This is a genomic window from Pseudonocardia adelaidensis, from assembly GCF_039543345.1.
Classification (GTDB): domain Bacteria; phylum Actinomycetota; class Actinomycetes; order Mycobacteriales; family Pseudonocardiaceae; genus Pseudonocardia; species Pseudonocardia adelaidensis.
On the sequence record NZ_BAABJO010000008.1, the window covers coordinates 62,666 to 81,458 of the forward strand.

General features: G+C 75.4%; 17 protein-coding genes. 7 read left to right on the plus strand and 10 right to left on the minus strand.

Features of this window, described 5'->3' with window-relative positions:
* Positions 1 to 24 precede the first annotated feature (24 nt).
* Positions 25 to 1,413: a class II 3-deoxy-7-phosphoheptulonate synthase gene (locus ABEA81_RS12370; protein ID WP_345605127.1), complete on the plus strand. Its 1,389-nt coding sequence runs from the start codon at positions 25 to 27 to the stop codon at positions 1,411 to 1,413.
* A gap of 13 nt (positions 1,414 to 1,426) precedes the next feature.
* Here the strand turns inward: ABEA81_RS12370 and pknB are convergent, their stop codons facing one another.
* The gene (gene pknB, locus ABEA81_RS12375) at positions 1,427 to 3,217 is read right to left on the minus strand and encodes a Stk1 family PASTA domain-containing Ser/Thr kinase (RefSeq protein ID WP_345605128.1); all 1,791 of its coding nucleotides are present in this window, start codon (positions 3,215 to 3,217) and stop codon (positions 1,427 to 1,429) included.
* A gap of 66 nt (positions 3,218 to 3,283) precedes the next feature.
* On the opposite strand from pknB, the gene ABEA81_RS12380 reads away from it, so the two are divergent.
* Positions 3,284 to 3,640 (plus strand): Rv2175c family DNA-binding protein, encoded by a 357-nt coding sequence (locus tag ABEA81_RS12380; RefSeq protein ID WP_425570530.1) that lies wholly within the window; start codon positions 3,284 to 3,286, stop codon positions 3,638 to 3,640.
* Positions 3,641 to 3,655: 15 nt separating this feature from the next.
* Here the strand turns inward: ABEA81_RS12380 and ABEA81_RS12385 are convergent, their stop codons facing one another.
* The 4 genes from ABEA81_RS12385 to ABEA81_RS12400 are packed head-to-tail and all read right to left on the minus strand — an operon-like array spanning position 3,656 to position 8,992.
* The gene (locus ABEA81_RS12385; protein ID WP_345605130.1) at positions 3,656 to 4,591 is read right to left on the minus strand and encodes a phytoene/squalene synthase family protein; all 936 of its coding nucleotides are present in this window, start codon (positions 4,589 to 4,591) and stop codon (positions 3,656 to 3,658) included.
* Positions 4,569 to 6,239, minus strand: a complete 1,671-nt coding sequence (mptB, locus tag ABEA81_RS12390; RefSeq protein WP_345605131.1) for a polyprenol phosphomannose-dependent alpha 1,6 mannosyltransferase MptB — start codon at positions 6,237 to 6,239, stop codon at positions 4,569 to 4,571. The genes ABEA81_RS12385 and mptB overlap by 23 nt, the downstream gene beginning before the upstream one ends.
* Before the next feature lie 28 nt (positions 6,240 to 6,267).
* Positions 6,268 to 7,830 (minus strand): phytoene desaturase family protein, encoded by a 1,563-nt coding sequence (gene crtI / locus ABEA81_RS12395; RefSeq protein ID WP_345605132.1) that lies wholly within the window; start codon positions 7,828 to 7,830, stop codon positions 6,268 to 6,270.
* A 25-nt stretch (positions 7,831 to 7,855) separates the two neighbouring features.
* Positions 7,856 to 8,992 carry a polyprenyl synthetase family protein gene (locus ABEA81_RS12400; protein WP_425570531.1) on the minus strand — a complete coding sequence of 379 codons (1,137 nt, stop codon included), beginning with the start codon at positions 8,990 to 8,992 and terminating at the stop codon, positions 7,856 to 7,858.
* 157 nt (positions 8,993 to 9,149) lie between these two features.
* On the opposite strand from ABEA81_RS12400, the gene metF reads away from it, so the two are divergent.
* The gene (gene metF / locus ABEA81_RS12405; RefSeq protein WP_345605133.1) at positions 9,150 to 10,046 is read left to right on the plus strand and encodes a methylenetetrahydrofolate reductase [NAD(P)H]; all 897 of its coding nucleotides are present in this window, start codon (positions 9,150 to 9,152) and stop codon (positions 10,044 to 10,046) included.
* On the opposite strand, the gene ABEA81_RS12410 is transcribed toward metF, so the two are convergent.
* Entirely contained in the window at positions 10,039 to 10,728 is a 690-nt protein-coding gene (locus ABEA81_RS12410; protein ID WP_345605134.1) for an LppM family (lipo)protein, read from the minus strand. The two genes, metF and ABEA81_RS12410, sit on opposite strands and share 8 nt — an antisense overlap.
* Before the next feature lie 129 nt (positions 10,729 to 10,857).
* A complete protein-coding gene (locus tag ABEA81_RS12415; protein ID WP_345605135.1) occupies positions 10,858 to 11,427 on the minus strand; it encodes a GNAT family N-acetyltransferase in 570 nt (189 codons plus the stop codon).
* A 206-nt stretch (positions 11,428 to 11,633) separates the two neighbouring features.
* Here ABEA81_RS12415 and ABEA81_RS12420 point away from each other — a divergent pair, with 206 nt between their 5' ends.
* Both ABEA81_RS12420 and ABEA81_RS12425 read left to right on the plus strand, forming a co-directional pair.
* On the plus strand, positions 11,634 to 11,948 hold the full coding sequence (locus ABEA81_RS12420) for a hypothetical protein (protein ID WP_345605136.1): 315 nt from the start codon (positions 11,634 to 11,636) through the stop codon (positions 11,946 to 11,948).
* 33 nt (positions 11,949 to 11,981) lie between these two features.
* Positions 11,982 to 12,464, plus strand: a complete 483-nt coding sequence (locus ABEA81_RS12425) for an SAV_6107 family HEPN domain-containing protein (RefSeq protein WP_345605137.1) — start codon at positions 11,982 to 11,984, stop codon at positions 12,462 to 12,464.
* Between the two features lie 99 nt (positions 12,465 to 12,563).
* Here ABEA81_RS12425 and ABEA81_RS12430 read toward each other — a convergent pair whose 3' ends face one another.
* Entirely contained in the window at positions 12,564 to 13,421 is an 858-nt protein-coding gene (locus tag ABEA81_RS12430) for a ParA family protein (RefSeq protein WP_345605357.1), read from the minus strand.
* Between the two features lie 98 nt (positions 13,422 to 13,519).
* Here ABEA81_RS12430 and ABEA81_RS12435 point away from each other — a divergent pair, with 98 nt between their 5' ends.
* Both ABEA81_RS12435 and ABEA81_RS12440 read left to right on the plus strand, forming a co-directional pair.
* Entirely contained in the window at positions 13,520 to 14,281 is a 762-nt protein-coding gene (locus ABEA81_RS12435; protein ID WP_345605138.1) for a class I SAM-dependent methyltransferase, read from the plus strand.
* Positions 14,282 to 14,671: 390 nt separating this feature from the next.
* A complete protein-coding gene (locus ABEA81_RS12440; RefSeq protein ID WP_345605139.1) occupies positions 14,672 to 15,052 on the plus strand; it encodes a DUF3040 domain-containing protein in 381 nt (126 codons plus the stop codon).
* A gap of 106 nt (positions 15,053 to 15,158) precedes the next feature.
* Here the strand turns inward: ABEA81_RS12440 and ABEA81_RS12445 are convergent, their stop codons facing one another.
* Entirely contained in the window at positions 15,159 to 17,549 is a 2,391-nt protein-coding gene (locus ABEA81_RS12445) for a transglutaminase TgpA family protein (RefSeq protein WP_345605140.1), read from the minus strand.
* Positions 17,546 to 18,790, minus strand: coding sequence for a DUF58 domain-containing protein (locus ABEA81_RS12450; protein WP_345605141.1), 1,245 nt, complete (start codon positions 18,788 to 18,790; stop codon positions 17,546 to 17,548). The genes ABEA81_RS12445 and ABEA81_RS12450 overlap by 4 nt, the downstream gene beginning before the upstream one ends.
* Positions 18,791 to 18,793 lie beyond the last annotated feature (3 nt).

The following is an 18,793-nucleotide window of genomic DNA, read 5'->3' on the forward strand; positions in this document are numbered from 1 at the left end:
CCCTGAGGCCTACTCTTGGACACCGTGAACTGGACGGTCGACGCACCGGTCGAGGTGCTGCCCGAGCTGCCCCCGCTCCCCTCCGACCTGCGGGCCCGGCTCGACGACGCACTGGGCCGCCCGGCCGCGCAGCAGCCGGAGTGGCCCGACGCCGACCACGTCGCCCACGTCCGCACCGTGCTCGAGAGCGTGCCGCCGGTCACCCTGCCACCGGAGGTGGACCGGCTGCGGGAGCGCCTCGCCGCGGTCGCCCGGGGCGAGGCGTTCCTGTTGCAGGGCGGCGACTGCGCGGAGACGTTCGTCGACAACACCGAGCCGCACATCCGGGCCACGATCCGCACGTTGCTGCAGATGGCAATCGTGCTGACGTACGGCGCATCGATGCCGGTCGTGAAGGTCGGGCGGATCGCCGGGCAGTACGCCAAGCCGCGCAGCGCTCCGGTCGACGCGCTGGGCCTGCCGTCCTACCGCGGCGACATCGTCAACTCGCTCGTGGCCACGCCGGAGGCCCGGGTGCCCGACCCGTCGCGGATGGTGCGCGCCTACGCCAACGCGGGCGCGGCGATGAACCTGGTGCGCGCGCTCACCGCCACCGGCATGGCCGACCTGACGATGGTGCACGACTGGAACAAGGACTTCGTGCGCAGCTCGCCCGCGGGGGAGCGGTTCGAGGACATCGCCACCGAGATCGAGCGCGCGGTGAACTTCATGCACGCCTGCGGGGTGGACGACCACAACCTGCACAGCGTGGAGTTCTACGCCAGCCACGAGGCGCTGCTCATCGACTACGAGCGCTCGCTGCTGCGCCTGGACACCACCCGCCCCGAGCCGCGGCTCTACGACCTCTCGGCGCACTTCCTGTGGATCGGGGAGCGCACCCGCCAACTCGACGGTGCCCACATCGCGTTCGCCGAGCTGCTGTCCAACCCGATCGGGCTCAAGATCGGCCCGACCACCACTCCCGAGCTGGCCGTCGAGTACGTCGAGCGGCTCGACCCGCACGGCACGCCCGGCCGGCTCACGCTCGTGAGCCGCATGGGCAACGGGCGCGTCCGCGACGTGCTGCCGGCGATCGTGGAGAAGGTCGAGGCGTCCGGGCACAAGGTCATCTGGCAGTGCGACCCGATGCACGGCAACACCCACGAGTCCACCACCGGCTACAAGACGCGCCACTTCGACCGCATCGTCGACGAGGTGCAGGGCTTCTTCGAGGTGCACCGCGCGCTGGGCAGCCACCCTGGCGGCATCCACGTCGAGGTCACCGGCGAGGACGTCACCGAGTGCCTCGGCGGCGCCCAGGAGATCTCCGACGCCGACCTGTCCGGCCGCTACGAGACCGCCTGCGACCCGCGGCTGAACACCCAGCAGTCCCTGGAGCTCGCCTTCCTCGTGGCGGAGATGCTGCGCGGCTGACGCCGAGCTGCGGTCAGACCGTGACGAGGGTGACCGTCGTGCCGCGCTCCACCGTCGTGCCCGGTGCCGGGCGCTGCTCCACCACCTGGCCGTCGCTGCGACCGAGGAACGGGATCGCACTGCGGCCCTCGGCGTCGAGGTCGAGCTCGCCGAGGATGTCGGAGGCGTCGTCGAAGTCCTTGCCGACGACGTCGGGCACCTCGACGGTGTCCGACTCACCGCTGCTCACCACGATCGTCACCGGCTCCCCGACCCGCAGCTCGGTGCCCGCCTCCGGGTCGGTCCGCAGCACGGCGCCCTCGGGCACGGAGTCGCTGTCGTCGGTGTCGCCCGCCTCGTGCACGGGAGTGAGGCCGGCGTCGCGCACCGCCCGCTCGGCGTCCGCGACCGGCGTGCCCGGCGCGATGTCCGGCACCGTCGGCCGTCCCGAGGACACCGTGATCCGCACGGTGCTGCCGCGCAGCAGCTCCACCTGCGGGGCCGGGTCGGTGGCGCTGACGAGGCCGTCGGCGACCTCGTCGTCGTAGGCCTCGGTGACGCGCGCGACGAGATCGGCGTCGGCGAGCAGCTGCTGCGCCGCCGTGGCCTCCAACCCCACGAGGCTCGGCACCGCCGTCCACCGCCCGCTGCCGAGCCACCAGGCAGCCACCCCGACGAGCAGCGCCAGCACGAGGACGATCACGGTGCCCACCACGAAGGTCCGGCGGCTGCGCCGGCGGGCGCGTACGTGCGGCGCCGGGCCGCCGTCGTCCGGGCGGGGGAGGGCGCGGGTGCCCCGCGGGCCAGGGCCGGGCAGGGCCGCGCTCATCGCCGTGCTCCCGGCGGCGGCCACCGCGGTGGCCGCGGTGGCGCCCGGGGCCATGCGCTGCGGTCCCGCCGGCACGGTGTCCTGCTCCTCGACGGGACGCGGGGGCGGCACCGGCGGTGGCACGCGTGGGACGTCCAGCCGCACGGCGACGCGGTGCAGCTCCGCGAGCATCGCCGCGGCGTCGGCGGGCCGGGCGGCCGGGTCGCGGCGGGTGGAGCGCAGCACGAGGTCGTCCAGCTCCGGCGGCACCTCGCCCGCGATCTCCGACGGGGGCGGCACGTCCGAGTTCACGTGCCGGTACGCCACCGAGATCGCGGAGTCGCCGCTGTACGGCGGCGCCCCGGTGAGCAGCTCGTAGAGCATGATCCCGGCCGCGTACACGTCGCTGCGGGCGTCGGCACTGCCGGTGGCGACCTGCTCGGGGGAGAGGTACGCGACCGTCCCCATGATCATGCCGGCCGTGCTGGCGCCCGCCTGCGCGCTCGCCGTGACCAGGCCGAAGTCGGCGACCTTGACCTCACCGGAGCGGCTGATCAGCACGTTCTCCGGCTTGACGTCGCGGTGCACGAGGCCGAGCCGGTGGGCCGCCGCGAGGCCGGAGAGCACCTGCTCCGCCACGGCGAACGCGGCAGGCACCCCGAGCGCGCCCCGCGCGCGCACGACGTCGCGCAGGGTGCCGCCCTCCACCAGCTCCATCACGAGGAACAGCAGCGGCCCATCACCACCCAGGCCGGTGCCGGCACCGCTGGGGACGGCGCCCTGGTCGTAGACGTCGACGACGTTCGGATGATCGATCCGCGCTGCCGAACGGGCCTCGCGCTCGATCCGGCCGCGGAACGCGGGGTCCCCGGCGAGCCGGGGATCCATCACCTTGATCGCGACCGGCCGGTCGAGCCGCGTGTCGGTGCCCCGGTACACGATGGACATCCCGCCACGGGCGAGCAGCGAGCCCACCCGGTAGCGCGCGTCGAGCAGCGCGGCAGGCGGGGCGTTCACGCGATGACGGTACCGTCGCGCCTTCCGCTTCTCCCACGCGGCGCGCCTGTGGCATCGTATCGCCCCGTGAACGAGGTTGTCGGGCTGTCGGCCGACATCGCGACCCTGCCCGTCGCGGAGGTCGCACAGCGGCTGGGCCAGCCCGTATCCCGGGTCCATCAGCTCGTACGGGACGGACACCTGCTGTCGTTCCGGCGCGAGGGAGACGTCGTCGTCCCGTCCGAGTTCATCGGTGACGACGGTGCGGTGATCAAGGGCCTGTCGGGCACGATCACCGTCCTGCGGGACGGGGGCTACGCAGACCCGGACATCCTGCGCTGGCTCTTCGCCGAGGACGACTCCCTGCCGGGCACGCCGGTCGCGTCCCTGCGCGCAGGCAGGCACCGGGAGGTCAAGCGCAGAGCGCAGGCGATGGCCTTCTGACGCGGGCCTGCCGGCTCACGCGCGGGTCGCGAGGGCGCGGAGCAGGCCGGGGACGGCCACGGCCACCCGTCTGCGGCGGGGCACCGAGACCCGCCGGTGCAGGATGTCGTAGTCGGCGGCCTCGATCTGGTCGAGGATCCCGCGGTAGAGGGTGAACGCGCACCCCACGCACGCGCGGGACACCGGCTCGAGCATCTCGATGCCCGGTGCGGCGCGCCGGTAGATCGCGCGGGTGTGCGCCACGAGGTGGGCCAGTGCCCGGCGCACGCGCGGGTCCGGCCGCCGGGTGCGCCGGCACCGGGCCAGCAGCTGCCGGTCCACACCGAACGCCGCGAGCTCCTCGGTGGGCAGGTAGAGGCGGCCGCGGTCGAGGTCCTCACCGACGTCGCGCAGGAAGTTGGTGAGCTGGAACGCCACACCGAGTGCCGCGGCCGGCTCCTCGGCCTCCTCCCGGGGGACGGTGGTGCCCAGGACGGGCAGCATCAGGAGGCCGATCACCGCGGCCGAGCCGTGCACGTACCGGCCGAGGTCGTCGAAGGTGGCGTACTCGGTGACCTCCGTGTCCATCCGCATCGACGCGAGGAAGTCGGCGAAGTGGGCGGGGTCGAGCTCGTACCGCCCGGCGGTGTCCGCCACGGCGGCCAGCACGGGGTGCTCGGACCCCGCGCCGGTCAGCGCGCGCTGCAGCTGCGCGCCGAGCCGGTCGAGCCGGGCCGCCTTCTCCGCGGCGGGGCGGGCGTCGCCGAGGTCGTCGACGATGTCGTCGGCGTACCGCGCGAACCCGTAGAGCGCGTGCACGGCGGGCCTGCGCGCGGCGGGGAGCAGCCGCGTGGCGAGGAAGTACGTCCGCCCGTGGTGGGCGTTGAGCTCCCGGCAGACGGTGTAGCCGGCCCGCAACGCCGGATCGGTGATCCCGGCGGCGTCGAGCTCAGCTCGTGCCGCGGTCGGCACCGTCGACGATGACCGAGCCCGCGGACGACGCTGCGGGGACGGGAGCCGGGGACGGTGTCCGGGCGCGCTGCAGGACGCGTGTGGACAGGCGCAGCGGGTCGGGCCGCACCAGCGACACGGCGGCGAGCACGGCGATCAGCCCCCACGCGATGAGGTAGGGCGGGTTGTAGAGCGCGTCCTCGCCGTTGGAGTAGTAGCAGATGGTGAGCATCACCGACACGAAGACGGTGATCTGCAGGCCGCGCACCGACCACGCGGCGGCCGCGACCAACGCCATGCCCCAGCTGACGTACCACGGGAGCATGGCGGGCGAGAGCACGGCGGTGGCCAGGAGCACCACGCCTGCCCGGCGCACGGCGTCCGGTCCGCCGTCGCGGGCCGCCCACCACTGCCGGACCGCGATGTAGACCAGCAGGATCCCGCCGAGCACCCGGGCGACGTTGACGAACGGCTGCTTGGGGACGTTGACGAGCGCGCTGAGCAGCGTGTGGGTGAACTCGCCCACCGCGGTGGGGATCGACATCCAGTTCACGATCATCGACGGGGCGCTCAGGGCGGGCAGCCAGCCGAGCCCGACGCCCGCGGCGACCGTGCAGGCGGCGAACACGACCACGAAGATCCCGCTGCCGGCCGCGATCGCCTTGGTGATGCGGGCCCGCTGCGAGCCGGACAGGTGCGCCGCCCAGACGAGCACGAGGAACGGCAGCGCGATCGCCGCGCTGGCCTTCACGGCCATGGCGCCCGTGACGAGCGCGATCCCGGCGATGTGGCCACCGCGCAGCGCGACCAGCGACCCCGCGGCGAGCAGCCCGACGACGAGCAGGTCGTTGTGGCCCCCGCCGACCAGGTGGATCACCATCACGGGGTTGGCGACGGCCACCCAGAGCGCCACCGGCACGCGGCCGCCGAGCCTGCGGGTGAGCTCGGGCAGCGCCCACACGAACAGCAGCAGGCCCGGCAGCAGCGCGAGCCGCATCAGCACGACACCGACGATGATCGTGTCGCCGGTGACCCACGCCACGGCCTTCGCGATGAGGATGAACAGCGGCCCGTACGGCGCGGGGGTGTCCTGCCAGAAGTAGTGGACGTTGTCGGTGAAGATCCCCGGCATCGCCTCGGGGCCCACCGCGTACGGGTCGAAGCCGTTCAGCGGCAGCGCGCCCTGGGCGAGGTAGCTGAACACGTCGCGGGTGAAGATCGGCGGCGCCAGCAGCAGGGGCGCCGTCCACACCGCGGCGGTCGTGAGCACCGCGCGGCCGCGCGCCCCGTTGGCGAGCACCTCGCGGCCGAGGCGGATCCAGGCCCACACCATCAGGCCCACGCCCGCGTACATCAGGGCGCCGGCGATGTCACGGCCGTGGCCGTACCGCCAGAAACCGATGGGCGAGTTCGTGAGCAGCGGGTCGTGGATCAGCACGCCGCCCGCGCCGAACCCGCCGACGAGGAGCATCAGCGAGGCGGCGAGGCCCAGCAGCAGCGGCCCGCGGGCCGGGTTGCCGAACCGATCGCGCCACGACCGCCGCACGGCGGGACCGGCTTCGACGGGGGGCGGCGCGTCGAGGATGTCGTGCGCGCCGTCCGGCGCGGCTGCGCGTTCCGCTGCCGTGTCGGGGAGCGTCGACCCGTCGACCGGTGATGGTGGCTTCATGACGCGATCCATGCTCGCACGACCCTTGTCAGCCCCCGGTGGGTACCCTGCGCGCCCGCGAGGATGGCCGGTGGACGGCACCCGTGATGCGCTGTGCGGCCAGCCGGCCGGAGATGAGCACCGGTGGGACGCCGACGCCCGGCGTGGTGCCGCAACCGGCGAGAACGGCGTTCTCCAGCCCGCGGACCAGGTTGCGCGGGCGGAACGGCCCGGTCTGCGCGAGCGTGTGGGCCGCCGAGAACGGGGTGCCTGCGGCATGCCCCGCCGCGGCCCAGTCGGCGGGCGTCACCAGCCGCGCCACGTCGAGGTCGCCCGCACCGTCGCGCGCCGCCAGGTCGATTCCGCGGCGGGCGAGCAACCCGAGCAGCTCGTCGCGGTAGGCGGGGCCGACGCGGGCCCAGTCGATCCGGCCCCGCGCGAGGTTGGGGCACGGCGCCAGCACGTACAGCAGGTCCGACCCGGCGGGCGCGAGCCCGGGATCGGTGGCGGTGGGCCGGGTGACCAGGAGCGACGGGTCGCTCATCAACCTGCCCTCGTCGATGACCTCCCGGAACGTCCGCTCCCACGCCGCCCCGAACGAGATCGTGTGGTGCGCGAGCTCCGGGTGGGTCCGGCGCAGGCCGGCGTGCAGCACGACGGCACTGGGTGACCAGCGCAGCGGCACCGGCCGACGCGGAGCGCGCCCGACGAGCCGGTGGACGGCGGGCAGGTCCGGGGTGAGCACCACGGCGTCGCACGCCAGCCGCTCCGCGTCGGCCCGCTCTCCACCGGTGCCGTCGCCGATGTGCCGGACCGCGGTGACCCGGCCGCCGCGCCGCTCCAGACCGGTAGCCGTGCGGCCGTAGTGGATCCGCGCGCCCGCCTCGACGGCGGCGTCGGCCAGCGCCTGGCCGACCCGCCGCATGCCGCCGCGGGGGAAGAACACCCCGGCCACCGTGTCCATGTACGCGATCACGCCGTACGCGCCGAGCGCGCGGTGCGGCGGTACGCCGGCGTACAGCGCCTGGAACGAGAAGATCCGCGCCAGCCGCTCGTCGGGCAGCATCCGGGCCACGCGCGGGCCGAGCCTGCCGAAGCCACCGAGCGCGGCGAGCCGGGCGAGGTCGGGGCCGAGCAGGCCCAGCGGGGAGTCGTGGTTCGCACCGATGAACCGGTCGATCTCCACCCGGTAGAGCCGGGTGAGCCACTCCCGCATCTGCTCGTACCCGGCGGCGGCCGCGGGGCCGCAGGTCGCGCGGACCTCCTCGGTCATCGCCGCGGCGTCGGTGTGCACGTCGATCGTGGAGCCGTCGGCGAAGCGCGCGCGGTAGGCGGGGGAGAGCGGCACGAGGTCGAGGCGCTCGTCGAGCTTCTCGCCGACGGCGGAGAACGCCTCCCCGAGCAGCTCGGGCATCGTGAGCACGGTCGGGCCCGTGTCGATGCGGTAGGTCCCGTGGCGCGAGCGCAGGTCGAGGCGCCCGGCCCGGCCGCCCGGGTGGCCGGAGCGCTCCAGCACCGTGACGCGCCTGCCCGCGCCGAGCAGGTGGAGCGCGGCCGAGAGTCCCGCGAGCCCGGCGCCGACGACCACGACGTGATCCGTGGGCCCCGGCACGCGCCTGCTCAACCTCGGGCCCTGCTCAACTGCGCCGCCGCGTGGCCGTGACCGCCAGCTCGGCGAGCTGCGACGCGGCCGGCTCGGTGACGTCCGCCGCCGACAGCGCGTCGAGCGCGGAGCCGGTGAGCGCGGCGATGCGCTGCTCGACCGCCTGCACGGCGCCGAGCTCGGTGAGCAGCCCGCGCACCCGCTCGACGCCGTCGTCGTCGAGCGCGGGGTCGCCGACGGCGTCCAGGATGGCCCGGCGGGCGTCGTGCTGCCCCCGCTGCTCGGCCCGCTCCACCGCGACGGCCACCAGCAGCGTGCGCTTGCCCTCGCGCAGGTCGTCACCGGCGGGCTTGCCCGTGACGTCGGGGTCGCCGAACACCCCGAGCAGGTCGTCGCGCAGCTGGAACGCGACGCCGATGTCGGCACCGAACCGGCGGTAGGCGCTCACGAGCTCGGGCGGCGCGTCGGCGATCGACGCGCCGAGGTGCAGCGGCCGCTCGACGGTGTACGCGGCGGTCTTGTAGCGGTCGATCTGCAGCGCGGCGCGCACGGACGTGTCGCCCGTGGACTGGTGCAGCACGTCGAGGTACTGCCCGCCGAGCACCTCGGTGCGCATCGCCCGCCACGCCGGCGCGGCGCGGCGCAGCGCGGCGGGCGACAGGCCCGCGGCGTGCAGCATGTCGTCGGCCCAGGCCAGGGCGAGGTCGCCGAGCAGGATCGCGGCGGCCGCGCCGAACCGGGCGGGCTGACCGCGCCAGCGCGCCGTGGCGTGCTTGCGCGCGAACTGGACGTGCACGGTCGGCCGGCCCCGCCGGGTGGCCGATGCGTCCATCAGGTCGTCGTGGATGAGCGCGCTGGCCTGGAGCAGCTCCAGCGCGCTGATGGCGCGCAGCACCGCGAGGGCCTCGGGCGCCTCGACGGGCCCTCCCGCACCCCGCCACCCCCACCACGCGAACGTCGGGCGGATCCGCTTGCCACCGCCCAGGACGAAGTCGGCGAGCGCCTCGGTGGCTTCCCCGAACACCGGGTCGATCGTGCCGGCATCGGCCGTGCGGCCGCGCAGGTAGGTGGTGAGCGCCGCCTCGATCGCGGCGGTGACCCCGGGGTCGTCGGGCTGCCTGCCGTCCCCGGGGTCGGACGGCGGGTGGTGCACGGCGCCCGCGCGGCTCACGGGGACCACCCCGCGGGTCGCGTTCGGGGGAGCCAGGATCGCATCGGGCGGGCCACGGGGGCGAGCGTAACCGCGGGTCACCGGGGCCGCGAGTCGTCGGATCCGCGGATGCCGGAGCGAAACGGCGGCGACGGGGCCGACGACTACGCTCCAGTGTGTGAAGGTCACCCAGCGGATCAGCGGCGACCGGCCCGTCTTCTCGGTGGAGTTCTTCCCGCCCAAGGACGAGCCGGGTGAGGCCGAGCTGTGGCGCGCCATCCGGCGCCTCGAGCCGCTGGACCCGGCGTTCGTGTCCGTCACCTACGGTGCCGGCGGCTCCAGCCGCGACCGCACGATCCGCACCACGGCGCGCATCGCCACCGACACCACGCTCGTGCCGATGGCGCATCTCACGGCGGTGTCGCACTCGGTGGCCGAGCTGCGGCAGGTGATCGGTGCGTACGCCGCGGCCGGCATCTCGAACGTGCTCGCGGTGCGCGGCGACCCGCCCGGCGACCCGCTCGGCGAGTGGGTGCCGCACCCGGAGGGCCTGACCTACGCCGACGACCTCGTGCGCCTGGTGCGCAGGCTCGGCGACTTCTGCGTGGGTGTGGCCGCGTTCCCGTACGGGCACCCGCGCTCCCCCGACCTCGACACCGACCTCGCCCGGCTCGTCGCCAAGGTGCGCGCGGGGGCCGACTTCGCGATCAGCCAGCTGTTCCTGGAGCCCGACGGCTTCCTGCGGCTGCGCGACCGGATGGCCGCAGCGGGCTGCGACGTCCCGCTCCTGCCCGGCATCATGCCGCTCACCACGGTGCGCACGCTGCGGCGCGGCCCGGAGCTGTCCGGGGCACCGCTGCCGTCCGCTCTCGTCGAGCGGATGGAGCGCTACGCCGACGACCCGGCCGGGTTCCGCGCCGAGGGCATGGACGTCACCGCGGAGATGTGCGCCCGCCTGCTCGCCGAGGGCGTGCGCGGGCTGCACTTCTACACGCTGAACCGCTCGCTCGCCACCGTGGAGCTGGTGCAGCGGCTGGGCCTCGGCGCGCGCCGCGCCGTTCCCGCGCTCACCTGATGCCCGCGTCGCTGCCGCTCCGCGCGGCGCGGCCGTCGACCGGTGGGTTGCGGGTGCGCCGGGCGACGAGCACCACCGTGGCCGACGCGAGCCCCACCATCGCCGCGAGGCCGAGCGTCCAGTTCACCGGCGACGGGGCCTGCGGGTCGGGGTAGGCCACCACGGCCGAGAAGTCGCCCACCTCGCCGGGCGTGAACGTCCACGCCACCTCGCTGGAGTCGGCGTCGCCGTTCGACTCGAGCACCTGGCCGGGGAAGTTCATCTTGAGCTGGAAGTCGGCGCGGTCGACCGCCACCGTCGTGAGGTCGACGGCCCCGCCCACCAGCACCCGGCTGCCCGCGCGGCGCATCTCGAACCGGACCTTGCTCCCCGCGGGCCCGACCGCCTGCGTGAGCTCCGCGGTCTGGGCGAACGTCAGCCCTTCGAACCTCAGCACGGAGCCCGCGTAGCCGTCCTGCCGGTACTCCGACACGTCGACGTCGGACGCCACGTCGGGCGGGAGCGCGATGGTCGGGCCGGGGTCGTCCGGCCCCTTCTCGGGAGTGGCCACGACGATCTGCCCGGTGACCGTGTCGTCGGGCTGCACCGCGAGCGCGGCCTGGACCCGCGCGCACCCGCTCAGCGCGAGCGCGGCGAGCAGCAGGCCCAGCAGCGGCAGGATCCGGGGGCGGGAGGAGGGCACGGGTGCATCGTGCCAAACCCGTGCCGCCGGGCCGAGGACCCCGCACCCGCACGACCGGGGCGTGTGTTCGGGCGCTCGCTCGGAGCAGTACGGATCCGTGGTGCGGGCCCGCGATCCGCGGGCGTGTGCTCAGCGGGGGAAGGGGAGGGTGCGTCCCAGCACCGCGAACGGGCGTGCGTCGCCGGTGAACCGGTGCCGGCGCAGGACGTCCTCGAAGCCGGCGCGCCGGTAGAGGCGCCACGCGCGGCCGGGGGCGTCGGTGCCGTACTCCGGCGTGGACAGCAGCACGCGCGCGTTCGGGACGTCGGCGAGCAGCGCGCGCAGCAACGACTCGCCGAGCCCGTGGCCCTGCGCGTCGGGGCGGACGTGCAGCTCGGTGAGCTCGAAGTAGTCCTCCAGCCAGCGCTGGGCCTCCGGGCCCGCGGTGGCGAGGCCGCGGCGCACCTCCTCGTACCACCACTGGCCCGGCCCGCCCGCGTAGCCGTAGCCGATGCCGAGCAGGGAACCCGCCGTGTCGAGCCAGCCGACCGCCCGCCACCCCGGCCTGCGGACGTGTTCGAGCCACAGCGTGCGCCGGTGGCGCGCGGTGCTCGGGGGATAGCCCATCGCGGAGACGTAGACGTGCAGCGCCTCGGTGAGCCGGTCGGCGAGGTCGTCCGGCCCGAGCCGCACGAGCTGGCGCGCCGGTGCCCTGGTCACCCGTCCATCACACCACGTCCGGGGTCACAGGCACACCACGGTGGCCCCGACTTGACGTGGAGGCCGCGGCGCGCTTCACTGGACATCGATCGAACATGTGTTCGATCTCGACGCCCCGGTGGGTGGGGTGGGGGAAGCGCCCCGCCGCCGGGTGCGGCGAACCGTGCCGGTCGGGAGGAGCGTATGCCGGTGAGTGAGGGTCTGCGATGAGTCCGTTGAGCCTGTTCGGATCGCGGCAGCCCACGCCGGTGCAGGTGCGGTGGCAGGACGGCGAGCCCGTCGAGTTCCAGCGCAGGCCGATGCGGCGCGGTCCCCGCTACCTGATCACCGACGTCCGCGAGCGGTGGATCGAAGAGTCGCCGTGGCCGTTCCCGTCGCCCATGCCGGTCGGGGGCGACCAGCTGCGCTGCTGGCGGGTGCTGGCCCGGTCGGCGGGTGAGCCGCAGGCACCGGCCCGGGAGTTCGTGCTGCGCATGCGCGCCGGCCCCGGCGTGTGGGACCTCGTGCGGGTTGCCGACTGAGGAACGTGGCCGCGAGGCCTGGAGGACGCGACGATGACCATCACCACCACGGCAGTCACCACCACGGCACGGGTGCCCGCACCGCGCGCACCCGGGCACACCGGTTCGACGGCCGCGCGGTCGGGCTGCCGCCCGGCCCCGGCACCCACGTCGCGCGCGGCGCTCGGTCTGCTGCGCCAGGCCGCCGACGGCCTCGCCGAGGCCCACGGCACCGAGGAGCCCCTGCTCCGCTACCCGGCCGCCTACCTCGCGGCGCTCCGGGCGGGGGCCGCGGTGCTCGCGGTCAGGGCGCGCCCCCAGCCCCGGCGCGGCGCCACCCGCAACGTCTGGGAGCTGCTGGCGGAGGTGGCGCCGGAGTTCGCCGAGTGGGCCGCCTTCTTCTCGTCCTGTTCCGACACCCGGGCGGCGGCCGAGGCGGGCATCGCCCGGCTCGTCGGGCAGCGCGACGCCGACGACATGCTGCGCCAGGCCGAGCAGTTCGTCGGCCTGGTCACGGCGTCGGTGCCGGTGCGCTGAGGCGGCCTGGGGCTCGCCGCACACATCGACCCGAGCCGGCACACGGTGCGGGGCATGTGTGCGGTGTGGACTGGATGTGTGCGGTGCGCCTGGAGGCGATCAGCGGGTGGTGGGGGGTGCGGTCACCGCATCGGCCGGGTCCCGCCGGCGGTCGCTGCGCAGCACCCGGCCCAGCAGGAGGGTGAACACCGCCGACGCCTCCCGCGCGCCCGGCGTGTCCCAGCGCTGGATGGGCATGCAGGCGCCCTGGGCCTGTTGGATGGCCGAGCGGTCGGGGAGCACCCCGGTGAGCACCAGCGGGCCGAACATCTCGCGCAGCTCGCTGATCCGGAACTCGTGCTCGGTGTTGCGCGGCCGCACCCGGTTGATCAGCACGCCGAGCGGCTGCAGGTCGGGGTTGCCCCGCTGCCGCTCGGTCTGCACGGCGTCGAAGGCGCGCTGCACCCCGGCCACCGCGAACATCGTCGGGTCCGTCACGAGCACGGCGCGGTGCGCCGCGGCGAGCGCGCTGCGGGTGAGCTGGCCCAGCGACGGCGGGCAGTCGATGATCACCAGCTGGTACGGGTCGTCGCCCTCGCCCGCCATGTGGTCGCCGAGCAGGCCGTCGGCGTGCACGAGCCGCTGCAGCGCCCGCCGCAGCTGGTCGAGCTGCTTGGGGCTCGGGTCGGGGTGGTTGTGCCGCTCGGTCTGCTCGGCGCCGACGAGCACGTCCAGCCCGTCGCCCCACCCGCTCCGGGCGATCGCGCCGTGCAGCACGGAGCGGCGGGGCTCGTCCAGCACATCGGCCACGGTGGCCGTGGTGGGCGCGGTGTCGAGTGCGATCGTGGAGTTGGCCTGCGGGTCCAGGTCCACCACCAGCGTGCGCACGTCGTGCTGCAGCGCCGCACCGGCAAGCCCGAGTGCGACGGTGGTCTTGCCGACCCCGCCCTTCAAGCTCAATGTGGCCACGACCAGCACGGCGATCAACCTACCTCCTTCAGGTGATGGCCAGTGCCCCGGCAAGGCGGGCACCGCGCGCGGTGGGATCCGCACTAGGCTGCCGCCGTGAGGCTCGCATGGTGAGTGGTCCGGCGGCCGAGGTGGCCGGCGTGGACGGTGGCCCGGTGCACCGCACCCTCGCGGCCGAGATCACCGGCGTGCTCGACCGCAGGCCGGGGCGCACTCCCCGCGTGCTCGACGTCGGTGGCGGCAGCGGCGCGTGGGCGGTGCCGCTCGCCCGCCTCGGATGCGCGGTCACCGTCGTCGACAACAGCCCGAACGCGCTCGCCGCCCTCCACCGAAGGGCCCGCGACGCGGGTGTGCACGAGCTCGTCACCCCGGTGCAGGGCGACGTGGACGCGCTCGCCGACGTCGCGCCGGCAGGCGGGGCGGACCTGGTGCTCGGGCACGGGCTGCTCGAGGTCGTCGACGACGCCGCGGCCGCGGCGTCGGCCCTCGCCACGGCCACGGCCGACGGGGGCGCGGTCTCCGTGCTCGTCACCGGCCGGTACGCGGCGGTGCTGGCGCGCACCCTCGCCGGCAGGCTCGCCGAGGCGCGGGCGCTGCTGGTCGACCCGGACGGGCGGCTCGGGCCCGGGGACGCGCTGCGCAGGCGCCTCGACGCCGGCGCCCTGCGTACGCTCCTGGAGTCCGCAGCCGCCCTGCGGGTCGAGATCCTGCAGGGCGACGGCGTGCTGGACGGCTGGGTCCCCGGCGCCGTCCGCGACGGGGGCCCCGCGGCCACCCGGGAGATCGCCGAGCTGGAGCACCTCGCGGCCGCCGCTCCGCCCCTGCTCGACGTCGCCACCCGCTTGCACGCGCTGGCCCGTCGCGTCTGACGTCGGCCGATGCGCACTCGGCGCAGCGGATGTGCCGTTCGTCGACGGCGCGTGGTCGATCACGAGGTGGTCACGGCGGGGACACGGGATCGTCGCGCCGAACGGACTCGATGTGATGGAGTAGGCACGCGCGGTGCCCGGTACGGTCCCTGATCCGCCCGCGGCTCTCGCACCTGCGGCGATGCCGATCGGGGGAGCGCGAGGGGGTCGTGATCACGGTGTGCGTCCGATGATCCGCGAAGATCGACCCGTCCGCTCGACGAGTCCGGGTAGTCGGCGGGCGTTCAGGCTCGTATCCTCATCATCAGACGCCCAGCCTGGGCGCTCGTCGCGTCGTTCCGGCACCATGGAATATGACCCGACAGGATGAACAGTGCCGGAGGTGAAGCCGTGCCCCTCTCCGAGCACGAGCAGCGGCTGCTCGAACAGATCGAGCGCGCTCTCTACGCCGAGGACCCCAAGTTCGCGTCGACGGTGCGCGGTGGGCGGTTGCGCAAGCCAACCCGCCGCCGTCGCCTCCAGGGCGTGGCCCTGTTCGTCGTGGGTCTCGTGCTGCTCGTTGTCGGCGTCGCCGTGCCCCAGCTGTGGCTGGGCAGCTTCCCGGTCTTGAGCGTGGTCGGGTTCCTCATGATGCTCGGAGGTGCCGTACTCGCAGTCACCTCGGTGGGCAAGAACGGCCAGGCCGCACCGGCGAAGAACGCCGAGCCGGACAAGAACCGCTTCACCGGCCGGATGGAAGAGCGCTTCCGCCGCCGCTTCGAGCAGGAGTAATCCGCAGCAGGCCTTCCGCGGACCCCACGCATCCCGGCTCGGTGTGCGTGGGGTTACTGCTGTTCGATGTGACTGGCTGGATTCCCGGTGGTGGTGTCCGGGGCGCTCAGCGTGACGTGACGGCCTCGGAGCGGCCGCCGCCGCTCGCCCGGGCCTCGGCCCGGCGATCCCGCGCCCGCTGCACCACCGATCGGGGGAGCAGCCGGCCCCGCAGCGAGAGGGCGCTGCCCGCCGCGATCCCCGCCGCCACGGCCCGCACCGGTTCGTCGAGCTCACCCGCACGGGGGTGGGTTCCGCCGTACCAGCTGGCCTCGACGGCGCCGATCACCTGGCGCAGCGCCTGCTGCGCGTCCGGCTCGAGGTGGTGTTCGCGCACCAGGCGGCGGGCGGCCGCGCGGACGGTGTCGCTGGGCGGGGTGTCGGCACCGCGGTCGGTCGACTCCGCCAGCAGCTCGTCCCAGCCCGCACCTGCCGCCTCGGGACCGCCACCTGCCACGGCGGCGAGGCGGCGCCTGCGATCGCGGATCCGCATCGCGGCCGGCACCAGCGCGATCACCACGGCCAGCAGTGCCGCGACGAAGGGCCACACCGGGATGTCCACGCCCGGCGACTCGACGGACGGCGCCGCGTCCGGCTGCGTCGGCTCGGGCGAGGCGGGCTCGGGGGCCTGGTCGTCGCCGGACAGCGGCTCCGGCGCGGGCGCCTCGTCGGCCGGGGCGCTCTCCTGGCTCGCCAGCTCGGCCTCGGCCTCCTCCACGTAGGGCGGGTCGATCCGGCGGCCGTCGGTGAGCGGGGTGGGGTCGAAGGCCGTCCAGCCGATGCCCGGGAACCACGCCTCCACCCACGCGTGCGCGTCCGACGTGCTGATCGTGCGGTGGTCGCCCTCGTCCACCCCGGCCGTGAACCCGATGGCGACCCGGGAGGGCACGCCGACCGTCCGCAGCATCACGGCCATCGCCGAGGCGAACTGCTCGCAGTAGCCGGTCTTGCCGGTGGTCAGGAACTCGACGAGGGCGTCGTCGCCCGAGCCGGGCGCGGTCTGGAGGCTGTAGGTGAACTGCGACCCGGGGCCTGCGAACCAGTTCTGGAGCGCGAACACCCGGTCGAACCCGGGCCCGGCGTTGCCGATGACCTCCTTCGCGATCTGGCCGACGCGCGGGTCGACACCGGTGGTGTCGAGGTACTCGAGGCCCACACCGTCGATGCCCTGGGCGGCGCGCAGCTGCTGCATCGACGGGGTCGGCAGGACCGCGCGCTGCCGCCACCCGTCCTCCTGCCGGGGGCGCCCGGTGTAGCCGGTGCCGCTGGCGGCGTCGTACAGCCACTGCGTCTCGGGGAGGTCGGCGACGTCGATCGGCTCGCCGTAGAGCGGGAGCCAGTAGTCGCGGAAGTTCAGGTTGGTGATGTCGACGTCGACGAAGTCGCCCGGCACGTCGGGCTGCTGCTGCACCGGCCCGGGGAGGGGGATGCCGGGCGCGGGGCGGGTGGCCTCCCAGCCCTTGTCCGGGACGTACTGCCGCAGGGTGAGCGCGCGCAGGTAGGTGGGGTGGGTGAGGCCGCGGACCTCGAACAGCTGTGCCGGCGTGCTCTGCTCGAGCTGCCCGCGCAGCGCGGCGAACGGGGTGAGGCCGATGGAGCCCGTCGGTCCGCTGCCCCCGCCGGAGGCGAACCGTCCGGCCGTGCCGATGAACGGCGTGACGAGGCCGATGCCGAGCGCCACGACGACGGCACCCGCGACGAGCGCGGTGCCGCCGGTGAGCTGGCTGTGCAAGCCGCCGGCGGCCACCAGGAGCAGGCCGAACCCGGCGGCCGCTCCGGCCATCGCCCACCACGGCAGGAGCTGGTCGGCCAGCGCCGCCGGCACCGCGAAGACCGCGAGCAGCGGCACGCCGGCGGCGGCCGGGGCCCGCGCGACCACCGCGGCCCCGTACACGCCCACCGTGAGCAGCCCGAACGCGGCCGTGACGAGGAAGAGGATCTCGGGGGTGGCGGCGACGGGTGCCGTGCTGGCGTCGATCTGCTGCCCGGCGCCGCCGAGGAGCGCGCCGAAGTGTCCCAGCGCGGCGGGCCCGGGCAGGAAGCCGAGCAGCGCGCCGTCGCCGAAGAAGATCGTGACGACGAGGAGCACCCCGACGCACTGGCCGAGCACGGTGACGATCGCGCCGAAGCGGTGCAGCAGCAGGCCGGCGGCGACCACGACCGCGACGGCCGCGAGCGCGTAGCCGATCCAGGAGACCCCCTGGACGACGGCCGTGACCGGGCCACCGGCGAGCAGTACCGCGAGCCCGGACGCGAGCGTCGCGAGCCACGGCACCCGCCGCACCGGGCCGGGCGGCTTCGGCGGGGCCGGTGGCGGCGGCTCCGGCGTGGCCGGCACCCCGCCGGCGGGGGCGGCCGGGGCGGCCGGACGACGGCGGGGAGCCTTCGTGGCCGCGGCCGCCGCGGGTGGCGGGGGCGCGGGATCGCGGTGCGGCGGCGGCGTGGTGGACCTCGTCACGGCCGCCCCACGAAGCCGGGCACGGCGCCGGCGACCAGCTGGTCCCACGCATCGGACGGGGTCATCCCCGCGGTGGCGACCGCGACGTGCCAGCCGGCGCGCCGCAGCGCGGACGCGCTCTCGGCCACGGTGCTGCGGCCGCCCGCCGGGTCCCAGGTGGCGGTGTCGCAGAGCACCGCGTGGCCCCCGCCGCGGTGGCGGGCGCACAGCGCGTCGACCTGGCCGGGGGCGACCGCACCCAGCAGGGCGAGCACCTCGTTGCCCGCGGTGAGCTCGGGGCCGCCGAGGTCGCCGCGGGCGGAGGGGCGCAGGCCCGCGAGCGCGTCGAGCAGCTGCTCGCGACCGGATGCGGAGCCGGGCGGCGTGAGCTCGACGCCGTCCTCGGTGACGAGGGTGACGGGCTCGCCGCGGGCGAAGAGGTGCATGCACACGCTGGCCGCGAGGCTGACGGTGAACTCGAGGCTCGAGTCGGCGCCCCGCCCGCGGTGGGCGGAGTCCCGGCGGTCCAGCAGCAGGGTCATCCCGCCGCGCCACGGCCGCTCCTCGAGCCGCACCATCAGGTCGCCGTGCCGCGCGGAGCTGCGCCAGTGCACCCGGCGCAGCTCGTCGCCCTGCCGGTAGGGCCGGATCAGCACGTCGGTGGCACCCTGGCCCTGGTGGTTGAGCGCGGCGCCCGCGGTGCCCTCGCCCACACCCATGGCGGGTGGCACGCCGCGCAGCGGGACGACGCGGGGGAGTACGACCAGCCGCTGCGGCTCCGCGAGCTCCTGGTCGAACTCGGCGAGCCCGAGTGGATCGGTGGCGGTGCCGGTGAGCGGGCCGACCCGGTGCACGCCGCGCAGCACCGGCCGCAGGGGATAGGTCAGGGTGGCGGTGCCACGGCTGGAGAGCCGGTGCACCGTGAACCGCGGTGGGGCGTCGGCCTGCGGCCCCGCGGCGTCGGGCGCGGCGTCGGCCAGCCGCAGCGCACCGAGCAGCGGGCCGCCCGCGAGCCGGAGCTCGACGTCGACGCCTGCGCCGACCGGCACCCGCGGCGGCTCGAGCGTGCGCTCTGCCCGGACCGTGCGGCGGGTGCGGGACGCGAGCAGCAGCGCGAGCAGCGGCAGCACCGCCACGAACACGCCGACGCGCAGGAGGTCGCGCTCGTCCAGGATGACTGCGCACACGGAGGTGGCGCCGCCGCCCGCCAGCAGGCAGCGCCCGCGGGTGGTGAGGCCGGAGATGCGGCCGCCGGGGCCCACCCC